The sequence below is a fragment of the Spirosoma liriopis genome, from assembly GCF_023196085.1.
Taxonomy (GTDB): domain Bacteria; phylum Bacteroidota; class Bacteroidia; order Cytophagales; family Spirosomataceae; genus Spirosoma; species Spirosoma oryzicola.
This window is the reverse complement of sequence record NZ_JALPRF010000008.1, coordinates 73,966-97,936: the sequence shown is the minus strand read 5'-3', so window position 1 is coordinate 97,936 and position 23,971 is coordinate 73,966. Positions and strand designations below refer to the sequence as shown.

The window sequence follows — 23,971 nt, the reverse complement described above, 5'->3', positions numbered from 1 at the left end:
CAATCAATGTCCGCCTACGGACAGGGCTTGTAGGGAAAATTCCCTTTCCAGCCTCCTGGCTCCTTATTGTAACCTTGGCATAGTAGTTGACCCTCCCTAGCCAACGCTGTACACGACGCCGATTATGTTCCTAAACTACCTCAAGATCGCCTGGCGAAATTTGATTCGCCATAAGACCTATAGCGCCCTTACTTTACTGGGATTGGCTAGTGGTATGACCTGTGCGCTGCTGCTGGGACTTTATGTCTATGACGAGCTAACGATCGATCAGTACCATGCTAACGCGGCCAACATCTACCGGTTAAATGTGAACGTTAAATGGGATGGTAATGACATGAACATGGCTATCGGCTCAGCACCGATGGGGCCGGCCCTCCGTCAGGAATACCCCGAGATCAAGAGTGTACTGCGGGTCAAACTCGATAACGGATTGCTTTTTCGTGTGGGAACGAAAGCTTTGTATGCAGATGGTGTTATTTACGCCGATTCGACTCTGTTCTCCTTTTTTGATTATTCCTTCCTCGAGGGCAGTGCACATACTACGGCGTTGACACCCAATTCTGTTGTACTGACCCGTAAACTGGCCATGTCCCTTTTCGGGCGAGCTACGGGGTTACTGGGCAAAACCGTTCGTGTAAAAGACGAGCAATTTCTGACGGTAGCGGGTGTAATCGACGATGCACCGGCTAATCATCACTTACATTTCGAGGCTGTTCTTCCCTACAGCAATACGCAACTCAACAAGATCAACCTGAATAAGTGGGATAACTTTAATTCAGCAACCTACGTCCTGCTTCATTCGGGTAGTGATGCGCGCCAGTTGGAACGGAAGATGCCTGCTTTTTATCGAAAGTACATAGCTCAAGCAATTGGTGACGAGACAGGCAAAGGGGTTACTTTTCTGATGACTTTTCAGCCATTGGCTAAGATACATTTGTACTCGTCTCACTTGCTGGGGGTAGGTAACGGGGGTAATGTAGCGTACGTGTACACCTTCTCCATTATCGGTCTGTTTATTCTACTAATCGCCATTGTCAACTATGTCAATCTGGCAACAGCCCGGTCAGCGGTCCGTGCCCGAGAAATCGGGGTTCGAAAAGCGGTTGGTTCGTTACGTCGCCAGTTGATCAGCCAGTTTCTAGCCGAATCGACTCTACTGACGATGCTGGCTCTTTTGCTTAGTCTGCTATTGTTGCATGCCATTTTGCCGCTCTTTAACGCATTGGCGGCCAAGTCATTGTCTATTGATTTGTGGCAGCCCAAAATCATCGCTCTCATAGCCGGGGGTGGCTTGCTGATTGGTTTGTTAAGCGGTCTTTACCCGGCGGTTGTTCTGGCTAGGTTTAATCCGGTAACGGTGCTCAAAGGCGCTTTTTCGACGAGCGGTAACGGGCTTTTATTACGAAAAGCATTGGTTATTTTTCAGTTTACGGTGTCGATTAGTATGATCGTTGGTACGCTTGTCGTCTATCAGCAGTTGCAGTACATGCGGCACACGCAGCTGGGGTTTAACCAGGAACAGGTGATTGTCCTGCCGCTTAAATCACCAGCTGTTCAACGGTCAGCAGAGGTACTGAAAGAAACGTTACGTCGAAATGCCGCTGTCGAGCAGGTCAGTCTAACCAGTGGATCGGTTGGTGGCGACATGAACGATAAAACCACATTTGATTTCTACCATGCTAATGGTAAGGAGCAACCCGTTAGTACGGAGTACTTCTCCGTGGATCACGATTTTCTGGACGTGTTACAAATTGGTCTAAAAGAAGGGCGCAACTTTTCTGCCAATTTAGGGAGTGATTCAACGGGGGCGGTATTGGTCAATGAAGCCATGCTCAAACGGCTGGGCTGGAAAGACAGGACCGCCGGTTTAGTAGAGTTCAACGAAAAGCGCATTCCTATTGCGGGAGTGATCCGCGATTTTCATCTACGCTCGCTCCGGAGCCAAATCGAGCCTTTGGTTTTAGTGCTTCACAAGGACCGGGGCGATAAGCTATTGATTCGAATAAAGCCGCAGAATATAGCAGCCGCCTTAGCTTACGTCGAGGACACCTATAAAACGATCAATCCAAACCAGCCCTTCGAGTACACGTTTCTGGACCAGACTTTTGCCGATCAGTACCGCGCCGACGAGCGAAAAGGCAATCTGTTTCTTTCCTTTTCGGGAATGGCCATCTTTATTGCCTGTTTGGGTCTTTTTGGGCTGGTAACCTTCACGGCGGAGCAGCGCACCAAGGAGATTGGCGTGCGCAAAGTACTTGGTGCGTCGGTTTCTAGTATCGTGACGCTGCTGGTACAGGATTTTTTGAAGCTAGTGGTCATTGCTCTTCTCATTGCTTCTTCGCTGGCCTGGTGGGCCATGAATCGCTGGCTTGAGGACTTTGCTTACCGGATCAGTATTTCGGGATGGGTCTTTGGTCTAGCCGGTTTAGTGGCGGTTGGTGTTGCGCTGCTAACAGTAAGTTTTCAAAGTGTCCGTGCTGCGCTGGTCAATCCGATTAAGTCTTTACGATCTGAGTGAGCAGTGCTCAACAAACAAGAAGGAAGACCACCTCGGACTAAGCTCAAGGCTGAATCCCTGCTGAAAAAGCCACAGTTGACGGTAATCTGGTACGTAGAGTGCTCCGGTACACTATTTTTATGCCTGTCATTATTTGTCAGTATTCGCCATGAACTTAGTTAAGCCCAAAGCGCTTAAACCCGGTGACACGGTAGCAACTATTTCTCTATCTTGGGGTGGTGCGGGGGAATTACCCGAGCGTTATGAACAAGGAAAACGGCAGTTGCAAGAAACGTTCGGGTTGAACGTTGTCGAAACGAAGCATGCACTAAAATCGGCTCAGTGGCTTTACGAAAATCCGCAAGCGCGTGCTCAAGATTTGATGGAAGCCTTTGCCGATCCTTCGATAAAAGGCATTATTTCCACAATTGGTGGAGACGACAGTTGCCGGATCTTACGCTATGTCGATGTGGAAATAATCAGCCAGAATCCTAAACTATTTTTGGGCTTCTCCGATAGCACCATCACTCATCTCCTTTGTTTAAAAGCGGGCTTATCCACGTTTTACGGCACAGCGTTGCTGGTTGGCTTTGCCGAAAACGGTGGCATGTATCCGTATCAGGTAGCGGACATCAAGCGAACGCTTTTCTCAACGGAAGTGATTGGTCAGCTGAAACCGAATGAGGCTGGCTGGACCTCGGAACTGCTGGACTGGTCGGACGTTTCCCTGCAAAACAAGAAACGAAAAGTAGAGGCCAATCCTGGCTGGAATTTTTTGCAGGGTGAAACAATCGCACAGGGCAGGCTGATTGGTGGCTGTATGGAAGCACTTGAATCGTTGAAAGGAACAACTTGGTGGCCTGATAATGAGTGTTGGGCTGATTCGATCTTGTTTTTTGAAACGTCAGAATTGAAGCCGGAACCTGATTCTTTTCGGTGGTGGCTGCGCAATTACGCGGAACAGGGTATCTTGAAAAAGGCGAATGGGATCATCCTGGGCAGACCTTATGATAACGTCTATGTCAACGCGTACAATGATGAATTGCTAAAAGTGCTGCACGAGGAAGGTCTGACCAAAATGCCCGTTATTACGGAAATGGACTTTGGTCACACATGTCCCGTCTTTACCATTCCTTACGGGGCAATGGCCCAAATTGATTGTTTAACCAAGACATTTAGCCTGCTTGAAAGCGGTGTTGACGAGTAAATACCGCTGTACCGAAACACATTGTGTTCTGTTTGATTTACCGATAAACCAAACAGAACACAATCGTACTCCATCAACTTATAGTCGAATCCAATGTCAAAAAATAGCAAATGACCCTCTAATGCCCTTACTCTTGTTTGGCAAAAGCGTCCTTTAGAATATACCGGTCGATGTAGAAAGTACCAAAAGGAATTATGCAGGCAATGAGCACTTTCCAGGTAGTTTGTTGAAATTTCCATCGTTGCTCAACACCCACGCTTAGGGTGTTGAAAACAAACCAAAGGAAAAGCAAACCATGTACAGGGCCCAACGCTTTGACCAGCGCAGGGTTACCATTCCAGTATTTTAACGGAACTGCAACAAAAAGCAGCATAATAAGGGAAATACCTTCCAGATAGCCCAGTACACGCAGTCGGCCAACCGGAGTTTTAAGTAATGTAATCATAGAAATACTGTTTGAGAGCTAATTGGGACTTTAATACGAATTCGGTTTAACGGCAGGGATTAAATACTCCGGATGTAAGGTCTGCTGGCCAGTGGTGAAAATGGCCAAGGTATTGCCATGAGAAGAATGACCAGCCCCCAGCTAAACCACGTCAGCATTGTCCTATACTTTTCTGCGTCGTCTTTTGCTCGCTTAGCCTTGGCCGATCCGATAGTGATCAAAACCACGGCTACCAGCATCATTGCCAGATGGACGTAACGGAAAAACAGTTGTTCATTGATCCACTTGTCAGGATTATCTCCCATGGACAGCTTAACAACTGGGCTTTGAACGTACAGCGCCATCCCTAAAAGCAGCTGTGTATGGGCAATCGTTGCGGTCCAGTGACGAAGGCTGTTGATAGCAGTTGTGAATACCTGCCTTCGATAGAAGCCCGTGTAAGCACTGTAAATAGCGTAAACAAGGCTGATTAGAACAAGCCAGCGCCAGCATGAGTGAAGAAAGAGGAGAACTGAATACATCATTTAGAAGGATAAACATACTAATCAGTATGTTTTTGGGTAAAAAAAATTAATCAAGCTGTAAAAGAAATTTTTGGTATTCGCTCAGAAAAGCCGTGTAGGCCGTTTGTCCCATCACTTTACCGGTATTTCGTATGCCAGAATAGTTCGAGATGATATAAGTTGCCAGGTAGGCGGGATTGTGCTTGCTATTAAGCTGGTTCTCATCCTGGGCATGAACGATAGCAGCCTCGATAGCAGAGTGCCATTGCTGCATAATCCGTAATAATGCCTGTTTAAACTGCGGATTGACAGGCGCCATCTCTTCAATCAGGTTAACAGCCGGACAACCGTAATCTACATTGAAAAAAGGGTTTGTAAGCAACAAATTTTCCATCATAGAATATAGGTTTAACCGTATGTCTGTGGTTCTAGACAATGTGTCCTTCATGTAAGGAAGCAGGTTGGGAGCCAAGATTTCATTGATAATGGCAAGTCCCATCTCTTCCTTGTTCTTAAAATGATAAAAGAGCGCTCCTTTGGTAAGCTGCGTCGTGGCAATAATGTCATCAATACTGGTTGCCTGATACCCGTTCCGGTAGATGAGTTCCAATGCCTTCTGTAGAATCGTAAACCGGGTCAGGGCTGCTTTTGACATAAAATACTAACTAGTATGTTTTGCAAACATAATTGAAATAGTTGATTGTCTGTTCAACGGTAAGCTAAATTTTCTTCGCCTGGAATACCAAGCACTTCCGGCTTAATGGTTTGGGAATGGTGTCGGTTTTGTGAACCGGGCGGGCGTTTCCGCCGACACCATCATCTTGCCTTGATTTTTTGATAAGAGTTCGTAAAGCTTACAGGGGCGAGTAATTTTGTCGAATGCAATCTAATGACAGTATCATCATCATCGGTGGAGGATTAAGCGGACTAAGTTTAGCTTATTATCTACGCGACCAACCAGTTAACGTCACTATTCTGGAAGCCAGTCCCCGATTAGGTGGACGAATTCATACGGTAGCGGGTGTTTTGGCTACCCCACTGGAGCTGGGCGCTACCTGGTTCTCCACTAAGCATCCTAATCTGCTGGCGCTTATTGAGGAATTGGGACTGACTATCTTTCCTCAGTTTTCGGAAGGTATTTCTTTGTTTCAGTCCAAATCCTTCGAGCCTTCTCAACAGTTTTTTATTCCTGCTTCTCAGTCGCCGTCCTATCGGTTGGCAGGAGGAACCGGACAGCTGATTGAGACACTGGCAAAACAACTTGATACCTCGTCCATTCATGTAAATACCGAAGTGACCGGAATTTGGGAAGTTCCGGAAGGAGTCATTGTCGAAACGGCGACCGGTCAAAAATACCATGCTAATCGAGTTGTGAGTTGTATACCTCTTCCTGTAGTATCCTCAAAAGTGAAAATAACACCTGAACTGTCCCTCGCAGTTGGTGAACTGTTACCGACGGTTCAAACCTGGATGGGTGGCTCTATCAAATTTGCGGTTGAATACGCTACTCCTTTTTGGCGCACGAATGGGTATTCGGGAATGCTCTACAGTCAGGCGGATATTGTCGTTGAGATGTACGACCATACCAGTGCTGACGGCCAGCGGTATGGGTTCACCGGATTCTTAAATGGAGGATCTGCGTCTTTTACGCAGGAAGTCCGCAAGGAGTTAGTATTACGTCAGTTAGGCGAGCTATTTGGCTCTGAAGCGCTACAACCTACGACTTATTTCGATAAACTATGGAACGACGAATTTCTCGTAGCTGGCAATCCAGTGATTCATCGGCCCCATCAAAACAACGGCCACCCGTTGTTGCACCAGGCGTATCTGAACGAGAAATTATACTTCGGTGGTACGGAAACTTCCAATGAATCACCCGGCTATATGGAAGGGGCTGTCGTAGCGGCTAAAAGACTGGCGGCTCAGCTTACATCAGCCGTATCATTTTCGTGAATAGTTTATCCGCAATCAGTAAGGATGGTTTTGCACATTCTATCTTTGCGGCTAAAACACACATTCCATTCGCTATAATCGTGAGAATCATTTTACTCTTTATCGGACTCCTTTGTCTGGTTTCACCAGTATCTGCCCAAATCGACCGGTTGCAGACAAAAATCGAACAAGTCGTCAACAGTAAGAAAGCAACAGTGGGTGTAGGCATTTATGACGTTGGTAGTCAACAGACGTTGACCATTAACGGCAACAAGCACATGCCCATGCAAAGTGTGTACAAGTTTCACGTGGCCCTAGCGGTATTGCGGGAAGTTGATAAGGGACGATTTCGAATCACGCAAAAGATGCGCGTGAAAAAGAGCGATCTTGTACCTGGTCTGCACAGTCCGATGGGGGAAGCCTATCCGAACGGGGAAGTCGATTTACCCTTAGCCGATATAATCCGGTATATGGTCGCTGATAGCGATGGTAGCGCCTGCGATTACCTCTTCCGGCTATTGGGTGGTCCCAAGCAGGTGGACGCTTTTATTCATCAGCTTGGTATTCAGGATGTAGCCATACGCCATACCGAGGAAATGATGCAGGCTAAAGGCAATTGGGACGTTCAGTACACGAATTGGACAACACCAAAGGCGATGCTGGATTTGCTAAAGCTGGTTTACCAGCGCAAGGTTCTGTCCGCTAGCAGTCACGATTTTCTGTGGAAGGTGATGGTTGGGACAACAACCGGACAAGATCGACTCAAGAAATTGCTGCCCGCCGGTACAGTAGTGGCCCACAAGACCGGAACGTCAGGAACTAACAAAGAAGGCCTGACGGGTGCTGTCAACGATGCGGGCTATATCGTGTTGCCAAACGGCAAGGCTATAGCCATCAGCGTCTTCGTCATGAACTCAACCGAAAGTATGGAGACAAATGAGCAGATCATCGCCGATATCGCTAAACTAGCTTACGATCACTTCGCTAAGTCAAACTGAACTTTACTGTCGGTGTACAAATTTTTTTACCTGGGAGAGTTAGTATGATTTACTCTTCCAGTTTGTTCAATTCGTTTAGTTTGGCTTCTAACTTTTCCATGCTTAGGTCAGCAGCTACTATTTTGCCATTTGGGTTAAGCAGTACACTCGTTGGATAGGCAGTAACATGGTACTGATCAACCAAACCGTCCGGGCCATTGGACAATAGTTGAGGCCACCTTACGTCATGCTTCTTTAGAAAATCTCGTAAATGTTCTGGACTGTCCCTGCTTACAATACCGATAAATTCGAAACGGTTTTTATTAAGTCGTTGGTAAAGCCGCTTCAACGTTGGTAGAGTCGATACACAGGGTGAACACCAAGTACCCCAAAAATCGACAAAGACATATTTACCTTTCAAGCTACTCAGTGAGATTGAATTTCCGGTGGTGAACTCGCGAGCGATAAAAGGTCGAAACGAGCGACCAGTCCTCAAGGAATAATCGATCGTGTTAGTGGCTAGGGGTTCCAACTGTAAGGTATTGGTGAATGTATTAACCCCTTTATTTTTGTATTTACGACCACCAAGGGTGATTACATCGCCTATTTCAGTCAGGTCTTTCTGGCTAACTGTCTTTTGCCAAAACCAGCGAGGTGTCTGTGCAATTGACGTAGAACCAATGTAATCTAATCCTGCAAATCCGTTTGTGATAACCAAAGCGACTCGTTCGTCTGCGTGTCGGAAAGTAGCTTTGGCGTATTGAGGAAAATTGAAAAACAAGTCATTGCCCATCCGTTTGACAACCAACGGTATACGAGACGTAATAATCTTTCCTTTTTGATAGGATTGGTACATGACTAAACGGGCATCGGCAACATTGTCCGGTATGGAACCCGGCTTGATCTCTTCCGCTTCAAAAGGAGTTTCGTCGCTAAAATCAAGGTTGTTATTGGTATCCACCAGCACCAACCATTTGCTTTTGCTCTGGTCGAACCCCTTCACTAGATAAACGTAACACTTAATCGGTTGCTTAGAGAAAAGGGCGTCGTCCAGGTTAATTTTACTACTTTGTTGGTAACCCTTGTACCAGGATCTCGGTACGGTACCGCTTATTACATTCTGATAGATGAGTTGCCAAGTATTAACTCTGGCCATTGCCTTTTCTACGTTTGTCCAGTTCTTAGGTACTCCTTTGATGGATAACTGCATTTTGCTCCAGTATGATCCATCGTTCACATCCGGTGTGAAGCGAGAAAAACCGACACTAAAAGGCCCGTATCCATTTGCTGTAGTCAGGGGTAGTTCAACCCGAGTTGCCACCTGTTGGCCTTTCGTTGAACTATAGAATAGGAGGACGAAAAGTAGTGTTTGAATCTTCATAAGGAGGTCCTCAATCAAGCATTGAATAAGCAGAGTAGCTGCTATACAAAGTTTAATACGATTCTTTCATCACCCTCTCTATAATTTGCTCACACAGTTGGTGGCTCATAAGCGCGTCGTCCAGATCAATATACGGTGAACACTCCCCGGCTACAGCCCGCAGAAAATCGTCGACCATCAAGGCGAAACCGCGTTTGTGTAAGGTCGGCTCCCAGTCGTTCTGGCGCACGTAGTCACTGCCCAATGTACTTTCCCGGATTAATTGGGAAATGTTGACGGCTACTAATTTTTGACTTGCTGACATAATTTCCAGCCGCTCTTCGGTCATCGCTGTGTTGCGGTTCATAATCCCGATTGCTGTCTCTCCGTGTGGAGCTTTTAGTTGTAGCGTCAACTGTTTGAGCTGATCGTCCTCGCGCATATACGTGATTTGCCAATCGGCAATCGGCAACGGAAAAAGCCACCGTAGTGTGTCCACCACATGAATAAAATCGTCCAGCACAAACGACCGGATTTCGCCCGGCAAGACGGGCCGGTTCTTCTGCATCAGGATCATTGTCGGCTTGTCAACCGCTTTTAACTGGCGATAAATTGGGGCATACCGGCGGTTGAAACCGATCATTAGCAGCGTGTTCGTTTGCTTAGCCAGCTTAACTAGTTGTTCGCCTTGGGCGAAGTGAAGCGTCAGCGGCTTATCGACAAAAACCGCGACCCTGGCCTCTAATAGCGTCTCGACAATCGCGTGATGTGCTACCGTAGCCGCATGCACAAAAACGGCCTGTAAACCGGCCATAATCAGTGAGCTGATGTCCGGGTGTACGTGACTAATCCGGTATTGCCCGGCTATTCGCTGCATTTTCTCCGTCGTAGTCGAGCAGAGATGAATTTCTATATCCGCCCGCGCTGCAAGGAGGGGCAGGTAAGCCTTGGTCGCAATATCGCCGAGTCCAATGATACCAATTTTGAGCATAGATGCGCAGGTAATTAACGGATAGGTAATAGCACTAGGTGAGGACTGTTGATCGTAACCATATTTCCGCCGGGACCTGGTCGATTCGTATAAACTGCCACGCCATCCTAAGGCATTTTTTCGGTTAAATACTTCCAATATCGTTTGGGCATATGCTGAAGTTGAAGGCGCTTATTCTTGCGAGCATCGATGGTTACGCTCTTGAAATAGCGACGCCAGAGTTCCTGGTAAAATGCCTCGCCTTCATCACTGATCTCAGCCACAAGCCCAGATCGATTAGTCCGGCCATCCTGAACGCCGAGCGTTACGGTCGTTGCTTTCTCTAAATCATAATAAATGCCATACCGACGCTTGGCATCGTAGATGAGCCAGCGTTGATCGGCATACCGGCTTTCAAAGTGAGGGCAGATCAAACCCAGTACATCGCAATCCGGTTCAATGAGCGCGTAATACAACTGGTCGGAGGTGAGCTTGAAACGAACAAACGCTTCCATTCGATGCGCTTCCCGTTGCACCCGCTTGGCTGCCTGCTTAACGGCCCAAACCGCCGGGTGAGCGTAGTCCTCTTCCACATTCTGGGCACTCGCAAAGACATGACTGACAAAGCTCCACATCACATCGTCGGGTCGGTCGAGGTCAGAAAGAAACGTTTTGTAAAGTCGGGTCATGCCTTCTTCCGACAAACGCTTTCGTAAGCCTATCAATACCCGCTCTGCTTTCACTTCGTCGGTGGTCACCGAATGAGTCCTGCCAAATAACGAGCCTGTAGACGCTTCCGAACGGGAAAACGCAACATCCGTTAGTTTGTGGTCGTAAATGGCAAAGATAGCCGTGAGCCAACCCTCATACGTTCCATCGTACACTATACTGGTCATCCGATCAAAATAAACTTAACTGATTCGAAAAAGTAGACTGGTATTTGCTTTTTTGCACCGCCAGAATCAGTCGTTTGAGTTGCGAAGGGGTATAATCGGGTTGGGGAGCAAACGGCTGACTGAATGCCAGAAAATAGCGGGCTCGATTGTAAGCGATGCCCATCTTCTGTAGGTGCTCGGCCTTGAGCCGTCTGAACTGACGCGCAGCCACAATTTTCTGGGCACTTTGAAAGCCAATGCCGGGGATGCGTTTGATTAGCTCGATATCAGCCGTATTGACATCGACCGGAAATTGATCCAAGTTTCGTAAGGCCCAGCCCAGTTTGGGGTCTACATCCAGGTCCAGGTTTGGCTGAGTAGCGCCAACCAGTTCGGTAAAGCCGAAGCCATAATAGCGCAGTAGCCAGTCGGCCTGATAAAGCCGATTTTCCCGGATGATGGGAACGGGTGTACCGATCAATGGCAGCCGATTGTCTTCACTGATAGGTACATAGCCTGAATAGTACACCCGCTTCAGGCTCAGTTGATTGTAGAAGTGATTGGTCATACCCAGAATATCCAGATCGGTTTCTTTTGTGGCACCAATCACCATTTGCGTGCTTTGACCAGCGGGAGCAAAACTAGGTGCTTTGGGATTATTTTTGCGTTCTTCTTTGTGGCCCGCAATCTCGGTCTTTAGGTACGTCATGGGCCGGATTACATCCTGATGGTTTTTTTCCGGTGCGAGCAGTTTCAAGCTTTGTTCAGTAGGCATTTCCACATTGACGCTCAAGCGGTCAGCATACAAACCCGCTTCTTTGATCAGCTCTTCACTGGCTCCCGGAATGGCTTTCAGGTGGATATAACCATTAAACCGATGCTCCGTGCGTAGCTTTTTGGCAATTCGCACTAAGCGTTCCATCGTGTAGTCCGGACTATCGAAGATTCCTGAACTCAGAAAAAGCCCTTCAATGTAGTTTCGACGGTAGAAATTAATCGTCAGATCAACGACCTCATCGACCGTAAAGGCAGCCCGTTTGACATCATTGCTCTTCCGACTCACGCAATACGCGCAATCGAAAATACAATGATTGGTCAGTAGAATTTTCAGCAGGGACACGCAGCGACCATCTTCGGTAAAGGAATGACAAATGCCATAGCCTTTGGTATCTCCTAACCCCTTGTCCTTGTTGGCTCGTTTGCTCTGACTGGACGAGCAGGATACATCATATTTTGCCGCATCGGATAGAATTTCCAGTTTCTCTATCACTCGATCATTCACCATCTGGAACTCTAGTTTGTCAACAATAAAAATACCATAACTTGCCCTCCTATCAAAGGCAAACATGACAATAACAACAGTATTATTGTGTCATTTTAGCGTTCACAGCGGTAAGCAACCGCTACTTCTTACTAGCCATTCAACTTTATGAGCGAAACGAACAAAGCAGTCTTAGAAAAGGCAAACGCGGCTGTCACTAAGGGCGATAATGAGGGTTTTCTAGCTTATTGTACGGAAGATACCCAATGGGTATTTGTGGGTGAGCAAACCCTACAAGGCAAAGAAGCGGTTCGCCAGTGGATGGCAACGGCATACGCAGAACCTCCGGTATTTATGGTCGAGCAGTTGATTGCCGAGGGCGATTTTGTTACCGCCATTGGCCGGATCAATCTCAAAGAGGAAACAGGGGAAATCATTCCTTATTCGTACTGTGATGTATGGCGCTTTAGTGAAGGCAAAATGGCTGAACTAAAGGCATTTGTCATTAAAGCGTAGTCGTAAGAAACTGGCCTTTTTTTTGACCGTTATCAAAGCATAGCATTTTCGTATCTCTCCGGCAGGAAAGTCACGGAAACGCTATGCTTAAATTATACAAGATGACAAAGAGCCCTAGAGCCAGGAACGTGGTTTTAAACGATTTACCGACTAATGACCTTAACCAACGTGCCTCTCGTTACGCGGTCATCGGCTTGAAGGCCATTTAATATACCGGCCTCTTCTACCCGATTGGCAGGCAGTCCCAAGGCGGTGACCACTTCCCGAAATGAACCGTCACGGGGCGATGTTTTTACAAATACCCGTTCAGCCTTGCGGTTGAGTTTATCCGGATCGGAGAGTGAGCGGAAATTCTCGGCTACCTGCTTAAAAGTACCAAAGCTAGCGTTGAAGTCAGCGTTTGTCGCTAATCCGTGCAGCGCGTAGATAGCATTGTTGTATTGTATCAGCCAGGTACCAATCTGAAGCGCCGTTCTAGGATCTTGTTGTTGTTGCTGCTGTCCCTGCTGCTGTTGCTGTTGTTGCCGCGAAATAAGCACGTAGGCCGGATTACCATTGATGGTGGTTTTTCCGTTTTCCAGTACATTCAGACTTAATTCTTTCACCAAATTCTGGGCCGCTTCGTCCAATGAAGAACCTTTCGCCAGCGTAAGAATCATTGCGGATTTACCGTCTTTAGCCGCCATTTGAAACTGACTTGGCGAATTTTGAGACTGCCAGCTAGTTGGTACAGGAAACTGAAAACGCAGTTCAGGATGATAAAAATACCCGTTTTCGACGAAACCCTGCCGGGGATCTTCTCCGTACATAATGCCGTCAATCAGGCGCATATACTGATCACGATTTACCTGATACGAAGCGGGATTCTTGGCCTGGTAGTCTTTCGCCAGCTGATGCACGCGCGTGAAGCGGTTACCCGGATCAGGGTGCGTAGACATAAACTGGGGTATAGCCTGCCCTGATTTTTCGGAAAGGCGTTTAAGCGTCCCGAAAAAATCGCCCATCTCGCGGGCATCGTAACCAATCTTACTAGAATATTCAACGCCTAAGTTATCGGACTCCGATTCGTGATCACGGCTGTATTTCAGGGACAAAAGACCTAATCCCTGTTGAAGGGCTTCGATATTCTGACCGACCACCTGCGGGGCCAGCACGGCTCCGCCAATAAGCGCAATAGAACTAAGCAATTGGCTTTTTTGCGAGCGGGCTGCGTGTTTGGCCGTGATGTGGCCGATTTCGTGGCCAAGTACGCCAGCAAATTCCGCTTCATTGTTGAAGTGGGCCAAAATACCGCGTGTAAAATAAACGTAGCCTCCCGGTACGGCAAAGGCATTAACGATGGGCGAATCGACAATAAAGAACTGGTAAGGGAGGTCGGGCCGATGCGAAACTTTGGCCATCGCTTTGCCTTTCTCGTTCATAAAAGCCTGAAGTTTCTTATCATCGTATAGCCCCATTGTGGCAATAACCGATGGATGAGATTCTTGGCCTATGGCAATTTCCTGTTCAGTCGACATCAGGTTTATTTCACGCTTTCCGGTAACCGGATTACGGGCGCACGCAAAAACAAGTAGAGACGTTATGCTGACAGTGAGAAATTTGTGGTAGGAGAGTTTGTGCATGGTAGACAAATCAGATAGTGTAACTTATTGATTGGCTCGAAAAAGGCAACGAATCGTGCTTATGTTTAATCCGATGGAGCATTATACTACGCTCATTTGTCGTCGGTTTAAACTCGGCGAAGCTCAGCGATTGTACGCTGTAGCCCAAGGGTAAAAAAGGCGGTAGCTACGGTAGCTATCGCCTTTTTATTTATTCATTATGGACCGACTAGTTGTCTACTTTCTTTGCTTCGCCACTAATAGCCCGACCAGTCGCTTTGGTCGCCTTGGTAACGGCCCGGCCGGTTGCTTTTGCCCCATTGGCTACAGCCTCGCCAGTTGCTTTACCTGCTTTACCAACGGCTTTTCCGGTCGCACGACCAGCCGTGCCAACCGCATGTGCTCCATCAGCAACACCATTTTCGACTTTGTTGCCAACGCGCTTGACGTCTTCTCTTGTTTTTTCCTTCCGGGCCTCCTTAGTAGCCTGATCATCCTGTGCCAGTGCGCCGGTGGTTAATGTCGCGCAAAGCGCAATTGCTAAAAGCATGTTCGTTTTCATCGTGTTATTAAGTAGTGGTATGGCAGCTCTGCTCCTACTGGGTTGGCTGCATTGGCGAAATAACTGTTCACGCTGGCTGTTTGTTTTTGAGCGACGGGCTGGAAACGTGTCGTTATGGCTTTTTGTAAAAGCACAAGCGATGTAGTCGATACATGCACGTTGGCATCAAGAATATCGATAGTGTTTCGTTTTAGAACTTCAAAGAGAAAATATTCCCTTCATAAAGAGCAAAAGTTCCTAAATTTGTGTTAAGGGTCAAAAGCCAACTACCATGAAACGAGCAGCGTCGGCAGAAAGCCATATTCTGAGGGATGTGCCTGGGCACATCAACGACAGTGAAATTCTTTCCTTTCTATACACAAAGGATATTAACTGGCAGCATGTCAATGCCATCAAAACGTTGACGGACTTCAACGATGACATTATTTCGGACTGGCTCAATGTGAGCGTCAAAACATTCCGAGAATACAAAAAGCCTCAGAATACCTTCAAGGAAAACGTCAAAGAGCAGGTATTGCTTTTGTTAGCCCTGATTAAACATGGCATTGAGGTATTTGGGTCAGTGAAGGAATTTGACCAGTGGTTGAATCGCAAGAACTTTTTTTTCGATAATAAAAGTCCTAATTCTTATTTGAATACGGTGACAGGGGTAAAATTTGTAGATGATCGATTGACCGCCATGGAGTACGGAGATAATGTGTAAGTGATGGAAGTATTCCGAATCAGCAAAGAGATCCACGCCAATTCACTAAGCTCATCGGGCAGCGCCAATCGCTGGAACCTGAAAGGGCAGCAGGTTATTTACACCGGTTCATCCCGTTCCTTGTCATCTTTGGAGCTTGTAGTTCACCGGGGGGCTATTCAACCGGCCACAAAATACAAAGTGATGGTCATCTCCATCGCCGACGAGGATTACCTCATCAAGCAGATTCAGCAAAAAGATCTTCCCGCAAACTGGCGAAGCTTAGCGGGTTATACCGCTTTGCAGACGATTGGTTCCACCTGGTACAACAGCCAGGAGAATTTAGTGCTCAAAGTTCCCTCCGCCATTATTGTCTACGAATACAATTACATCATCAACACAGAGCATCCAGATTTCAACCGAAACGTTCAGCTTGTACGGACGGAGGATTATTTTTGGGATTCCCGGCTTTTGTGAAAATAGTGTTTGGCCCCCGATACCTAAGCCGTGTCAATCCTGTTGAATCGTTTCCCGGCGGCTTATTTCTGCTTGAACATTCTTCAGGTTTTTCGAATAGCTGGAACCGATCAGAAGAGAAACAACCAGCAAAATCATAGTCAGAAAAGGACTTTTATGGGTAGCGGTCCAAATGGCAATGCCTACGAAAAAACCGATTAGCAAGGCAGTCATTATCTTTTGAGACTTCATCTTTTTCTCTTCTGACACTAATTCGTCAAGCGTCATTATAGAATAGTCTTTACTTGGAAACATACGAACGTTTAGGTTAAGAAAGTCTAGGAACTTTGGATTCTTTCAATGCGCACGATTAATTCTTCGCTGTGGACGTTGGCATCAGTTAAAAAACCGATCTAGCTATAATCAAGAATGCAGACAATTTTTTAGGCATTCGAATCAACTAAATTCTTGACAGGCAAGCGACAATCGTTCTCTTTGCAACAACTCGCTAGGCAAAGTCAAGTCTGACAAAGAAATCTCTTTTGGCATAGAAACACAAATCATTCAATTATTTCCTTGATCCATCGCTTACCTTGTAGAAGCTTATTAGTTGCCCGTCTCAGTTAACAAGTGTGTGAAGGAAAGAAACGGTACTTCTACGTTTTACGAATCGTCACATTAGAAGAAGGACTTGAAGAACCCCAATGGAAGAATTTATAAAATTCATCAAAGGAATCGTCTGGATCGACGATCTGGATTTACAACTTGTGCTTTCCCGATGCAGCGAAAGACAAATTCCCAAAGGCAAGCTCATTTTAAGGAAGGGGCAAATTGCTCATCAATACTTTTTCATTGTATCCGGCGGTGTTCGCTTTTTTTACGAGCTTCATGACCAGGAGAATACGACCTGGGTTATGTTTGAAAATGAATTCTTTACAGAAATCTCAAGCCTTCATCCTCAGAAACCTTCCCGGTTTAATATCGACGCCATCGACGAAACCCGACTAATCGTGATTGATAAAAAAGACATGGATTTTCTGTACAGCCAGGTGCCTGCCTGGGAGGAGTTCGGCCGGAAAATCTGGGAGGCTACGACCATCCGAATGATCGACCAGATCATGAATTTTCAAACCTTATCTGCCGAAGAACGCTATCTGGCCTTCCTGACAAATTCTCAACTTATTCAGAAAGCACCGGTCAAGCAGGTAGCCGCCGTACTGGGCATCACCCCAAATGCCCTAAGCCGGATCAGGAAAAAAATCCGGTAAGAGTCATTCTCTACCATTTGGTAGTTTTGCCCCTTCATCGCCAGCCTACTTTTGAGTCATAAAAAAACAACGATGACTCAACTTAGCAAGAACCCGACAGAACCTCGAAATCTGTATTCAGACGAGGCATTGATAGCCCATTTTCCAGGCTTCACCAATCAGTACGCAACAGTCAACGGAGTGCGGTTGCATTACGTGGAAGGCGGTACGGGTGAGCCTCTGGTTTGTCTACCCGGCTGGCCGCAAACCTGGTTTTCCTACCAGCCCGTTGCCGTAGAACTCGCCAAACGGTACCGCGTGATTGTCGTTGATATCAGAGGTATGGGTAGCTCGGAAAAACCTCATTCCGGCTACGACAAGAAAACCATGGCTGCCGATATTTTGGCCTTGCTCCAACAAATAGGCTTAACAAAAGTCAACATGATGGGGCACGACATTGGTGGAATGGTCGCTATGAGCTTCGCGTTTAACTACCCCCAATTTACTCAAAAGCTGGTTGTCCTGGACGGCTCGCATCCCAGTGAGGGAATACTACAGATGAGTCTGATCCCACCTGCCGGTACATTTACGGAGAAGATGGATGCAAATCGGCCCTACGCCTGGTGGATGGGATTTAATCAGGTAAAAGGATTACCGGAACAGCTATTGGCAGGACGCTTCCAGTATTTGCTGGACTGGCTTTTCAACTACGTCATGATTGACGATCGTAAAATGACAACCTTAGAGAGAAGCATTTATGCCGCTTCTTACAACGATGCTGAAAGCATCCGAGCGGCTAATGCCTGGTATCAAACGTTTCTACAGGACATCGAAGATGCCAAAGTATATGAACCGCTTGCAATGCCGGTGCTAGGTATTGGTAGTTACATAAGTTTTCAGTACATGAAAATGGGACTGCCCTACGTAGCTAAAGACGTGCAACTGGTTGGCATTCTGGATAGTGGCCATTATTTGTTCGAAGAACAGCCTACCCAGGTGCTTGATGCGGTATTGAGCTTCCTGGCCTAATCAGTCGATAAATTGTTTTAAATAGAAAAATAGCAATGCAAAAGAAAATCGTAGTGTTCGGGGCAACCGGCAATTTGGGGAACAGAATTACGCGTGAACTCATACAACGGGGTGCAGCAGTACAGGCGGTCGTTCGAACATCGACTGATCCCGAAAAAGTGAAAGCGCTGGAACAAATGGGGGCTACTGTTCAGGAGGTAGATCTGGACAGCGTCGACGCCATCGCCAAAGCGAGTACAGAGGCTCATTGCGTGGTGTCTGCCCTGGCCGGCTTAGGCGATGTAATTATTGAATCGCAGAAGAGAATCCTGGATGGCGCTGTACAAGCCGGTGTTAAACGGTTTATCCCCTCTGACTTTTGTACCGATTACACGGATCTGGTACCGGGCGAAAACAGGAATTTTGATTTACGGCGGGAGTTCAGACAGTATCTCGACCGTATGCCCATACAAGCTTCTTCTATTTTCAACGGTGCTTTTGCCGACATACTCCAATACAACACGCCGGTTTTGAACCTGAAAGAAAAGAGCATCGGTTACTGGGGCGACAAAGCAGACTGGAAACTGGATTTCACAACGATGGATGACACAGCCGCCTTCACGGCAGAAGTAGCTTTGGATGAAGAAACTCCTAGAAACTTACAGATTGCCAGTTTTCAGGTAAGCCCCACGTTGCTGTGGCATGAGGTAAAGCAGTTAACCAATCAGGAGTTCAGGATTCAGCAGCTGTCGAGTCTTGACGATTTTGCGCAATTTATAAAAAAGCAACGAGCTCAATACCCGGCCGGTGAAAACGAGCTGTATGCCAAATGGCAGCAGGGGCAGTACATGTATTCGATGTTTACTACGCATCATACACAGCTGGCAAACGAACGGTATTCAAACCTTCGCTGGACGACTAGCCTTGATTTTCTGAGGGCCTTTGTTCGATAAAGCTACCTGTTGGCTGTATACGAGCTAAGGCTTTTGTGCTTGGCTTCCCAGTTTAACTTGAGCGTTTATGCTGTAAGTCAGCGTCTTTCCTGGATCAAAGCCGACCCCCTGTAGAGTCGCTACGTAGTTGACTGGTAGCTGCAACTGGTGCTTGACCTGCACCACGTCACCCGGCCCGGGCACCCGGTTGCAAGACCACGCCGTGGCATCGGTCCACCAGCCGTCCTTGAGCGAGTAAAGCGGAGCCGAGCAGGCAGCAAGTGAGAGGATCTGGCTCAGACTACCGGTGGCGGAGTTGGAGGGGCGGATGCGATACCAGTAGTGAGTGCCGGTGGCGAGCTGGTTGTCGGTGAAGGAGGTGACGTTGGGGGCTACTCCGCCAACGAGGGTGAATCCGGTGGTGGGGTTGGTAGCTCGTTCGATGAAGTAGCCCATCTCGAGGTATCGTTGTTAATGTAATGGGGCGAGGTTCCTGCAAAAAAGAACTGTATGCCGTAGCAATTGAGCAGGAAGTGCCGGTTGGTTTGTGCCAATGCCTGATTCATACTAGCCATGCTAAACCCACCTGTTCCATCTGTCCGGTTAATGATATGTGGGCGAACAGGAATATAGGTGATGGCCGTAATCCCTGATGGATTGGTCAACTGCTTACGTTGCAGGGCCAGATTTGCCTGTTGCACGAATGACTTAGCCTGCTGTGGAGTTAACTCGATTACTCCGCAGCCCACTGAGTCGGGGAGTATTTGTGCCCGTAAGGGACCACAACTAACAAGCCACAGCAACAAGATAACACCAGTAGCTATCAACTCGTTGGACACAAATCTGTACCTCATACGATGGTAAAGTCAACAGGGTAAATTATCGATAAGATACCAGCTATCGCTAGAATAATTACTCAAGACGAGCAAGATACGCCTGCTTATAAATTGGGGTTCCAAAACAGATAGCAGTCCGAAACCTAATAATAAACATTTGATCGAGTGTGTCTGTAAAAATCGTACTTTTTACAGACGCACTTAATTTCTCACAAAAATGAATCGTCTGTCATGAACAAACTGATTATCCTGTTTCTAGTCGTGCTGGGCAGTTGCAATGCTCTTGCTCAGATTGATACAACCAGCTATCCAAAAGAAAGGCAGGAAATCAGAGAACTCATGCGTCATCGAAAACCAGACGTGCCTATTGACTGCAATGATTTCGTCGCTGTTGGCCCTAAAGGCGACATATCCTTTTCTCACCAACAGTGGCAAGGGGTGCAAGCCAAAGAAAAATTGGTTTTCAAATCCGTGCGGCCTGTACCGGGCCACGAATACATCCGCATATACGAGGGTAAGATGGCCGTGGTTAATTTTTTGGCCGATGTGCAATTAGTGGTAGATGGCCAAGATGTGAATTTGAAGGTAAGACGTTTAGAGGTTTATCACAAAATGTCCAGTGGTTGGTGTCGAGTAGCTGGCCAAGGCACAGAAGTAGATGAAAAGCTTTTTCCTGTAAAAACGAACTGAACAGTAAAAAGGACCTGTCATTTTCAATGGGCTTGATTCGTATTTCTTCTGACGTTGGTGGACAGCTTTTTAAATTTTTATGGCGCTAAAGTAATGGTTGCCTCCCTCATCATCGAACTCCTCAAGGAGCCGTAACCCCGAAGCGCTTAATAACGCTTTGTATTTTTGGGCACCTAGCGATGTAGAATTGCAGGCCGTCAGGGCATCTTTCCAACTAACGGCTTGTGAGGGCGATGTGAACAAGAACTTACCACCCGATGGTAAGGCTTTCGCTACTTTTCGTATTACAATCTGTTGACTATCAACCGTAAGAACAAATAGTAACCCCCAGGCGATGATCGCATCAAACTGGCGATCGAAGAACAAAGACTCTTCGACAGCTTCACAAGCAACAGGCGAATGGGGAAAATTCAGGTGAAAGGCTTGAGCCAGCGTCGGCGATGCATCAATTCCATACACTTCCAGCCCTTCGTTCATCAACACTTCGGAAACAGGTAGACCCGTTCCGCAGCCTAGGTCCAGTACTGTAGCTTTTGGTGGCAGCGTTCTAGCCCAGAGCTGTACTGACGATGTACCAATGGTTTTTGTGCGACTCTGGATAAAACGAGCCGCTATGTCTTCGTATCCATTTGATTTATCCATGCGGAATAGAAAGCACAAGGGTATAAACTCGGTGTGCTAAACATGATGCGTCGAGTTTGACTGTTAAGTAAGCCACAAAATTGATTCGATCATGTCATACTATGAATGATAATCAGTTCAACGTAGGCTCTGTTACACTGGAGAACAGCTTTATAACAAAACAATCAGCCCGATACGGTGTACTTCTTGACTCTACATTGAAGTTAATGATACTTGAGTAGTACAAAGCCTGCACCGCTATAAGGGCACAGGCTTTTGGCTGACCTAATGCGTTAAGAAGTTTTGCGCGTCTGAATAGTCTGTATGCTGCGACAGACCCTGTTCACAAGCGAATCTTTTTTCCTGAATGATCTGTAAGGCGCGCATTCTATTGGTATCCTCCTGAGCGCGCGACGACTTGGGATGATCGAGATGGTACTGAATCGCACCGAATCGAAGGAAGCGCAGTGTGCAGCCTAACTGCATCAACCGCAATGCCAGATCGATGTCTTCCCAACCCCAGCCGCTAAACTGTTCGTCGTATCCATTCACGCGGAATAAATCCTGTCGCCAGAAAGACATGTTGCTACCTAGCACGTATTCATAATGGGTTTTCCAGTGATAGAAGTACAGCATCGGCTTTTGCAGGGGTAAACAGCGCAATCGACGCCAGTTCCATTTAGCCAACTTAAGAGAAGTATGAACAGAAGCGGACGAATTTGTAAGCATCAATTGCGTTACATCATGCGGAATGTGGTATTGATTGCCGGAGAAAAAGAATCCCTTTTTTGCATGTCGCAAATGATCGACCAGGTAATGGCGATGTAGAATTACATCGCCATCCAACTGAACAATATATTCGGAAGTTGCTGTTTTTAGACCTAAGTTCCGAACCCGGGCCAGCCGAAACCCCAGGTCAGCTTGCCACACATGCAGTAGCGGAACAGGACTGCGTTTCTGGAGCTGTTGGATAAGCTGCTGGGTTGCTTCTCCCGAACCGTCATCGCAAACAATAATCTCCGTTGGTAAATGGCTTTGCTGGAATAGACTTTCCACACAAAGGACAAGCGATTCTGGACGGTTGTACGTCGTTACTAATACACTACAGGTAGGAAGAAGCATATTTTTCATTTTTTTGGTAGGAAAGGTATTTTTACATGCTGACATGCCTTAAACACATAAATCAGAACCACTTTTGGGATGAATTGTAGGCTAGACCATCTCCCAAAATACAGCTTAGGCTAGTCCTGTATTCGTCAATGAAGCAAAGCCTGTAGACTTGCTGTGTACTGAAATTGCCAGATAGTATAAGTGTACGAGTATTCATAAGATAAAAAGTTATAAACGTGCTCATTATCAGCACATTCGTTGGTGTGAAACTTGAGCAATCTACTCAAAAATAGCTATCAAAATGGGGCCGTAATCTATAGCAGCTATAATAGCCGAGCGCTTGTAACTACTTATAGCTTTACACTATTATTTACTTATAAGGTAAATAATAGTGTAAAGCATCTCGTTTCTTTCAAAACCTTATTCGAATGCCGAGAATGAATTATACATCCCAGAGCCCTAGTATGAGCAGGCCCTAAGGAAAAGTGAAGTATCAGGAAATAATTTAGTTCTGGTCTAAACATACTTGTGCAATCTATCGGTACTTGCTACTTTAGGTAAACCGCGATCCAATTTTTGCGGTAAATAGTATTGCTCGCTATGAATCTGTTTGTGGATTGGATCGTTCTTTTCCAAGTTTTTTGTGTTGTTCAAGGCTGTACTACTGGTTTGTGGCTATTGACTTTCCGGCCAAGGCAACCCGCTTTCCTTTGGCTTGGCGGGCTCGTACTAGGATTAACCTTGCAGGTCATCGATTATGGAATGGCCCGTACCGGAATCTACGCACAACACAATAGCTGGTACTTTGCCCCTTTGTTTTTCTCCTGGGGCTTTGGTCCCTTACTGTATTTAGCAATTCGATCTTGGCTCAAAAAACCACTGCGCTACTGGAGTTGGCATTTAGTACCCATGCTAATACAAGTAGCTTTCTTTGTGTTCGTCAGCTTCCATTCGCTCGAATACAAGACCTGGTTCTGGAAGACGATACACAAGCCCTATACTCGCTATATTGACTATTACGGCATGTGTTTGTCCATGTTCGTTTACATTGGGTTAAGCTTGAGTCTTTTACCAATCAAGCAAGATCAATTCCGCTGGTATCGTCGGCTCCTGTTTGGCTTGACCAGCTTCTATGTTGTGGCTGTCGTTGATCCTCTTGTCAATCAATGGTATTTGCCCGCACGGCATCCTAAGTTTTATCTAACCGAATTTGTCTTGCCTGTTATTACTTATTGGATTGCTTTACTTGCTTTGGTGCGCGGTCGGTCAAAACCGGCTAGCAAAGTAAAGCCGGCTATTCCGGTTTCAGAAAGCTACCTGGAGCGTATCGTTAAAGCCCTGGAGGAGGACAAGCTTTATCGGGACCCTGACTTGACTTTGGATCGGCTTGCCCATCAGGTAGGTCTACCTGCCAACACAGTTTCCTTAACCATCAATGCCGGACTGGGAAAATCGTTATCGGACTACTTGAATGAACTGCGTGTTAAAGATATTAAGCGCCGTTTGCACCGGGGCGAAGCAGAACAATTTAGTCTGCTGGGCATCGCTTTAGAAGCCGGGTTCGGTTCGAAGACAACTTTCAACCGGGTCTTCAGGGAACAGACGGGACGATCTCCAAGTGCTTATTTAAAGGAGTACCAAACTACCCGATGGGACGATCCAAACCAATAATGTAATCATGTT

26 protein-coding genes are annotated in these 23,971 nt (G+C 46.7%); 12 read left to right on the top strand and 14 right to left on the bottom strand.

Features of this window, described 5'->3' with window-relative positions; translation table 11 throughout:
* Window positions 1–124 precede the first annotated feature (124 nt).
* Window positions 125–2,518 carry an ABC transporter permease gene (locus M0L20_RS26450; RefSeq protein ID WP_248480208.1) on the top strand — a complete coding sequence of 798 codons (2,394 nt, stop codon included), beginning with the start codon at window positions 125–127 and terminating at the stop codon, window positions 2,516–2,518.
* A gap of 148 nt (window positions 2,519–2,666) precedes the next feature.
* Window positions 2,667–3,704, top strand: coding sequence for a S66 family peptidase (locus M0L20_RS26445; RefSeq protein ID WP_248480206.1), 1,038 nt, complete (start codon window positions 2,667–2,669; stop codon window positions 3,702–3,704).
* A 127-nt stretch (window positions 3,705–3,831) separates the two neighbouring features.
* Here the strand turns inward: M0L20_RS26445 and M0L20_RS26440 are convergent, their stop codons facing one another.
* The 3 genes from M0L20_RS26440 to M0L20_RS26430 are packed head-to-tail and all read right to left on the bottom strand — an operon-like array spanning window position 3,832 to window position 5,307.
* Window positions 3,832–4,149 (bottom strand): DUF3817 domain-containing protein, encoded by a 318-nt coding sequence (locus tag M0L20_RS26440; protein ID WP_232563629.1) that lies wholly within the window; start codon window positions 4,147–4,149, stop codon window positions 3,832–3,834.
* Window positions 4,150–4,208: 59 nt separating this feature from the next.
* Entirely contained in the window at window positions 4,209–4,673 is a 465-nt protein-coding gene (locus M0L20_RS26435; protein ID WP_248480205.1) for a hypothetical protein, read from the bottom strand.
* Between the two features lie 46 nt (window positions 4,674–4,719).
* On the bottom strand, window positions 4,720–5,307 hold the full coding sequence (locus M0L20_RS26430) for a TetR family transcriptional regulator (protein ID WP_248480203.1): 588 nt from the start codon (window positions 5,305–5,307) through the stop codon (window positions 4,720–4,722).
* A gap of 224 nt (window positions 5,308–5,531) precedes the next feature.
* Between M0L20_RS26430 and M0L20_RS26425 the strand changes: the two genes are divergently transcribed.
* Both M0L20_RS26425 and bla read left to right on the top strand, forming a co-directional pair.
* Window positions 5,532–6,605, top strand: a complete 1,074-nt coding sequence (locus M0L20_RS26425) for a flavin monoamine oxidase family protein (protein WP_248480202.1) — start codon at window positions 5,532–5,534, stop codon at window positions 6,603–6,605.
* Window positions 6,606–6,685: 80 nt separating this feature from the next.
* Window positions 6,686–7,582, top strand: a complete 897-nt coding sequence (gene bla / locus M0L20_RS26420; RefSeq protein ID WP_248480201.1) for a class A beta-lactamase, subclass A2 — start codon at window positions 6,686–6,688, stop codon at window positions 7,580–7,582.
* A 49-nt stretch (window positions 7,583–7,631) separates the two neighbouring features.
* Here bla and M0L20_RS26415 read toward each other — a convergent pair whose 3' ends face one another.
* The 4 genes from M0L20_RS26415 to M0L20_RS26400 form a co-directional block, all read right to left on the bottom strand.
* On the bottom strand, window positions 7,632–8,942 hold the full coding sequence (locus tag M0L20_RS26415) for a TlpA family protein disulfide reductase (protein ID WP_248480200.1): 1,311 nt from the start codon (window positions 8,940–8,942) through the stop codon (window positions 7,632–7,634).
* 52 nt (window positions 8,943–8,994) lie between these two features.
* Window positions 8,995–9,912, bottom strand: a complete 918-nt coding sequence (locus M0L20_RS26410; protein WP_248480199.1) for a Gfo/Idh/MocA family protein — start codon at window positions 9,910–9,912, stop codon at window positions 8,995–8,997.
* Between the two features lie 107 nt (window positions 9,913–10,019).
* Complete coding sequence (locus M0L20_RS26405; RefSeq protein WP_248480198.1) at window positions 10,020–10,787, bottom strand: TIGR03915 family putative DNA repair protein; 768 nt, start codon at window positions 10,785–10,787, stop codon at window positions 10,020–10,022.
* Window positions 10,788–10,791: 4 nt separating this feature from the next.
* Window positions 10,792–12,051: a putative DNA modification/repair radical SAM protein gene (locus tag M0L20_RS26400; RefSeq protein WP_262924033.1), complete on the bottom strand. Its 1,260-nt coding sequence runs from the start codon at window positions 12,049–12,051 to the stop codon at window positions 10,792–10,794.
* A gap of 144 nt (window positions 12,052–12,195) precedes the next feature.
* Here M0L20_RS26400 and M0L20_RS26395 point away from each other — a divergent pair, with 144 nt between their 5' ends.
* Entirely contained in the window at window positions 12,196–12,543 is a 348-nt protein-coding gene (locus tag M0L20_RS26395) for a nuclear transport factor 2 family protein (RefSeq protein WP_248480197.1), read from the top strand.
* 143 nt (window positions 12,544–12,686) lie between these two features.
* Here the strand turns inward: M0L20_RS26395 and M0L20_RS26390 are convergent, their stop codons facing one another.
* Both M0L20_RS26390 and M0L20_RS26385 read right to left on the bottom strand, forming a co-directional pair.
* Window positions 12,687–14,165 (bottom strand): M48 family metalloprotease, encoded by a 1,479-nt coding sequence (locus tag M0L20_RS26390; RefSeq protein ID WP_248480196.1) that lies wholly within the window; start codon window positions 14,163–14,165, stop codon window positions 12,687–12,689.
* A 208-nt stretch (window positions 14,166–14,373) separates the two neighbouring features.
* Window positions 14,374–14,706 carry a hypothetical protein gene (locus tag M0L20_RS26385; protein WP_232563619.1) on the bottom strand — a complete coding sequence of 111 codons (333 nt, stop codon included), beginning with the start codon at window positions 14,704–14,706 and terminating at the stop codon, window positions 14,374–14,376.
* Window positions 14,707–14,977: 271 nt separating this feature from the next.
* Here M0L20_RS26385 and M0L20_RS26380 point away from each other — a divergent pair, with 271 nt between their 5' ends.
* Entirely contained in the window at window positions 14,978–15,409 is a 432-nt protein-coding gene (locus M0L20_RS26380) for an Xre family toxin-antitoxin system antitoxin (protein WP_232563618.1), read from the top strand.
* A 3-nt stretch (window positions 15,410–15,412) separates the two neighbouring features.
* Entirely contained in the window at window positions 15,413–15,865 is a 453-nt protein-coding gene (locus M0L20_RS26375) for an RES family NAD+ phosphorylase (RefSeq protein ID WP_248480195.1), read from the top strand.
* Window positions 15,866–15,898: 33 nt separating this feature from the next.
* Here the strand turns inward: M0L20_RS26375 and M0L20_RS26370 are convergent, their stop codons facing one another.
* Window positions 15,899–16,159 carry a hypothetical protein gene (locus M0L20_RS26370; protein WP_248480193.1) on the bottom strand — a complete coding sequence of 87 codons (261 nt, stop codon included), beginning with the start codon at window positions 16,157–16,159 and terminating at the stop codon, window positions 15,899–15,901.
* Between the two features lie 389 nt (window positions 16,160–16,548).
* Between M0L20_RS26370 and M0L20_RS26365 the strand changes: the two genes are divergently transcribed.
* The 3 genes from M0L20_RS26365 to M0L20_RS26355 all read left to right on the top strand — a co-directional run bounded on the left by M0L20_RS26365 (window position 16,549) and on the right by M0L20_RS26355 (window position 19,052).
* Window positions 16,549–17,112: a Crp/Fnr family transcriptional regulator gene (locus tag M0L20_RS26365; RefSeq protein ID WP_232563615.1), complete on the top strand. Its 564-nt coding sequence runs from the start codon at window positions 16,549–16,551 to the stop codon at window positions 17,110–17,112.
* A gap of 72 nt (window positions 17,113–17,184) precedes the next feature.
* A complete protein-coding gene (locus tag M0L20_RS26360) occupies window positions 17,185–18,120 on the top strand; it encodes an alpha/beta fold hydrolase (RefSeq protein WP_248480191.1) in 936 nt (311 codons plus the stop codon).
* A gap of 35 nt (window positions 18,121–18,155) precedes the next feature.
* Window positions 18,156–19,052, top strand: a complete 897-nt coding sequence (locus M0L20_RS26355; protein ID WP_248480190.1) for an NmrA family NAD(P)-binding protein — start codon at window positions 18,156–18,158, stop codon at window positions 19,050–19,052.
* A gap of 24 nt (window positions 19,053–19,076) precedes the next feature.
* On the opposite strand, the gene M0L20_RS26350 is transcribed toward M0L20_RS26355, so the two are convergent.
* Entirely contained in the window at window positions 19,077–19,487 is a 411-nt protein-coding gene (locus tag M0L20_RS26350) for a hypothetical protein (RefSeq protein ID WP_248480189.1), read from the bottom strand.
* A complete protein-coding gene (locus M0L20_RS26345) occupies window positions 19,424–19,885 on the bottom strand; it encodes a hypothetical protein (RefSeq protein ID WP_248480188.1) in 462 nt (153 codons plus the stop codon). The genes M0L20_RS26350 and M0L20_RS26345 overlap by 64 nt, the downstream gene beginning before the upstream one ends.
* Window positions 19,886–20,098: 213 nt before the next feature.
* Here M0L20_RS26345 and M0L20_RS26340 point away from each other — a divergent pair, with 213 nt between their 5' ends.
* Window positions 20,099–20,557, top strand: a complete 459-nt coding sequence (locus M0L20_RS26340) for a hypothetical protein (protein WP_248480187.1) — start codon at window positions 20,099–20,101, stop codon at window positions 20,555–20,557.
* A 69-nt stretch (window positions 20,558–20,626) separates the two neighbouring features.
* Here M0L20_RS26340 and M0L20_RS26335 read toward each other — a convergent pair whose 3' ends face one another.
* Window positions 20,627–21,199: a class I SAM-dependent methyltransferase gene (locus M0L20_RS26335; protein ID WP_248480186.1), complete on the bottom strand. Its 573-nt coding sequence runs from the start codon at window positions 21,197–21,199 to the stop codon at window positions 20,627–20,629.
* A 264-nt stretch (window positions 21,200–21,463) separates the two neighbouring features.
* Window positions 21,464–22,309, bottom strand: coding sequence for a glycosyltransferase family 2 protein (locus M0L20_RS26330; RefSeq protein WP_248480185.1), 846 nt, complete (start codon window positions 22,307–22,309; stop codon window positions 21,464–21,466).
* A 579-nt stretch (window positions 22,310–22,888) separates the two neighbouring features.
* On the opposite strand from M0L20_RS26330, the gene M0L20_RS26325 reads away from it, so the two are divergent.
* Entirely contained in the window at window positions 22,889–23,959 is a 1,071-nt protein-coding gene (locus tag M0L20_RS26325; protein WP_248480183.1) for a helix-turn-helix domain-containing protein, read from the top strand.
* Window positions 23,960–23,971: the final 12 nt, after the last annotated feature.

Excerpts from the sequence above, each read along its gene's own strand:
- M0L20_RS26450 (WP_248480208.1), top strand. The coding sequence starts at position 125 with ATGTTCCTAAACTACCTCAAGATCGCCTGGCGAAATTTGATTCGCCAT.
- M0L20_RS26380 (WP_232563618.1), top strand. The coding sequence starts at position 14,978 with ATGAAACGAGCAGCGTCGGCAGAAAGCCATATTCTGAGGGATGTGCCT.
- M0L20_RS26350 (WP_248480189.1), bottom strand. The coding sequence starts at position 19,487 with ATGGGCTACTTCATCGAACGAGCTACCAACCCCACCACCGGATTCACC.
- M0L20_RS26385 (WP_232563619.1), bottom strand. The coding sequence starts at position 14,706 with ATGAAAACGAACATGCTTTTAGCAATTGCGCTTTGCGCGACATTAACC.
- M0L20_RS26365 (WP_232563615.1), top strand. The coding sequence starts at position 16,549 with ATGGAAGAATTTATAAAATTCATCAAAGGAATCGTCTGGATCGACGAT.
- M0L20_RS26440 (WP_232563629.1), bottom strand. The coding sequence starts at position 4,149 with ATGATTACATTACTTAAAACTCCGGTTGGCCGACTGCGTGTACTGGGC.
- M0L20_RS26370 (WP_248480193.1), bottom strand. The coding sequence starts at position 16,159 with ATGTTTCCAAGTAAAGACTATTCTATAATGACGCTTGACGAATTAGTG.
- M0L20_RS26425 (WP_248480202.1), top strand. The coding sequence starts at position 5,532 with ATGCAATCTAATGACAGTATCATCATCATCGGTGGAGGATTAAGCGGA.
- M0L20_RS26345 (WP_248480188.1), bottom strand. The coding sequence starts at position 19,885 with ATGAGGTACAGATTTGTGTCCAACGAGTTGATAGCTACTGGTGTTATC.
- M0L20_RS26360 (WP_248480191.1), top strand. The coding sequence starts at position 17,185 with ATGACTCAACTTAGCAAGAACCCGACAGAACCTCGAAATCTGTATTCA.
- M0L20_RS26405 (WP_248480198.1), bottom strand. The coding sequence starts at position 10,787 with ATGACCAGTATAGTGTACGATGGAACGTATGAGGGTTGGCTCACGGCT.
- M0L20_RS26375 (WP_248480195.1), top strand. The coding sequence starts at position 15,413 with ATGGAAGTATTCCGAATCAGCAAAGAGATCCACGCCAATTCACTAAGC.
- M0L20_RS26325 (WP_248480183.1), top strand. The coding sequence starts at position 22,889 with ATGAATCTGTTTGTGGATTGGATCGTTCTTTTCCAAGTTTTTTGTGTT.
- M0L20_RS26395 (WP_248480197.1), top strand. The coding sequence starts at position 12,196 with ATGAGCGAAACGAACAAAGCAGTCTTAGAAAAGGCAAACGCGGCTGTC.
- M0L20_RS26410 (WP_248480199.1), bottom strand. The coding sequence starts at position 9,912 with ATGCTCAAAATTGGTATCATTGGACTCGGCGATATTGCGACCAAGGCT.
- M0L20_RS26340 (WP_248480187.1), top strand. The coding sequence starts at position 20,099 with ATGAACAAACTGATTATCCTGTTTCTAGTCGTGCTGGGCAGTTGCAAT.
- M0L20_RS26355 (WP_248480190.1), top strand. The coding sequence starts at position 18,156 with ATGCAAAAGAAAATCGTAGTGTTCGGGGCAACCGGCAATTTGGGGAAC.
- M0L20_RS26435 (WP_248480205.1), bottom strand. The coding sequence starts at position 4,673 with ATGATGTATTCAGTTCTCCTCTTTCTTCACTCATGCTGGCGCTGGCTT.
- M0L20_RS26390 (WP_248480196.1), bottom strand. The coding sequence starts at position 14,165 with ATGCACAAACTCTCCTACCACAAATTTCTCACTGTCAGCATAACGTCT.
- M0L20_RS26330 (WP_248480185.1), bottom strand. The coding sequence starts at position 22,309 with ATGAAAAATATGCTTCTTCCTACCTGTAGTGTATTAGTAACGACGTAC.
- M0L20_RS26335 (WP_248480186.1), bottom strand. The coding sequence starts at position 21,199 with ATGGATAAATCAAATGGATACGAAGACATAGCGGCTCGTTTTATCCAG.
- M0L20_RS26445 (WP_248480206.1), top strand. The coding sequence starts at position 2,667 with ATGAACTTAGTTAAGCCCAAAGCGCTTAAACCCGGTGACACGGTAGCA.
- M0L20_RS26415 (WP_248480200.1), bottom strand. The coding sequence starts at position 8,942 with ATGAAGATTCAAACACTACTTTTCGTCCTCCTATTCTATAGTTCAACG.
- M0L20_RS26430 (WP_248480203.1), bottom strand. The coding sequence starts at position 5,307 with ATGTCAAAAGCAGCCCTGACCCGGTTTACGATTCTACAGAAGGCATTG.
- M0L20_RS26400 (WP_262924033.1), bottom strand. The coding sequence starts at position 12,051 with ATGGTGAATGATCGAGTGATAGAGAAACTGGAAATTCTATCCGATGCG.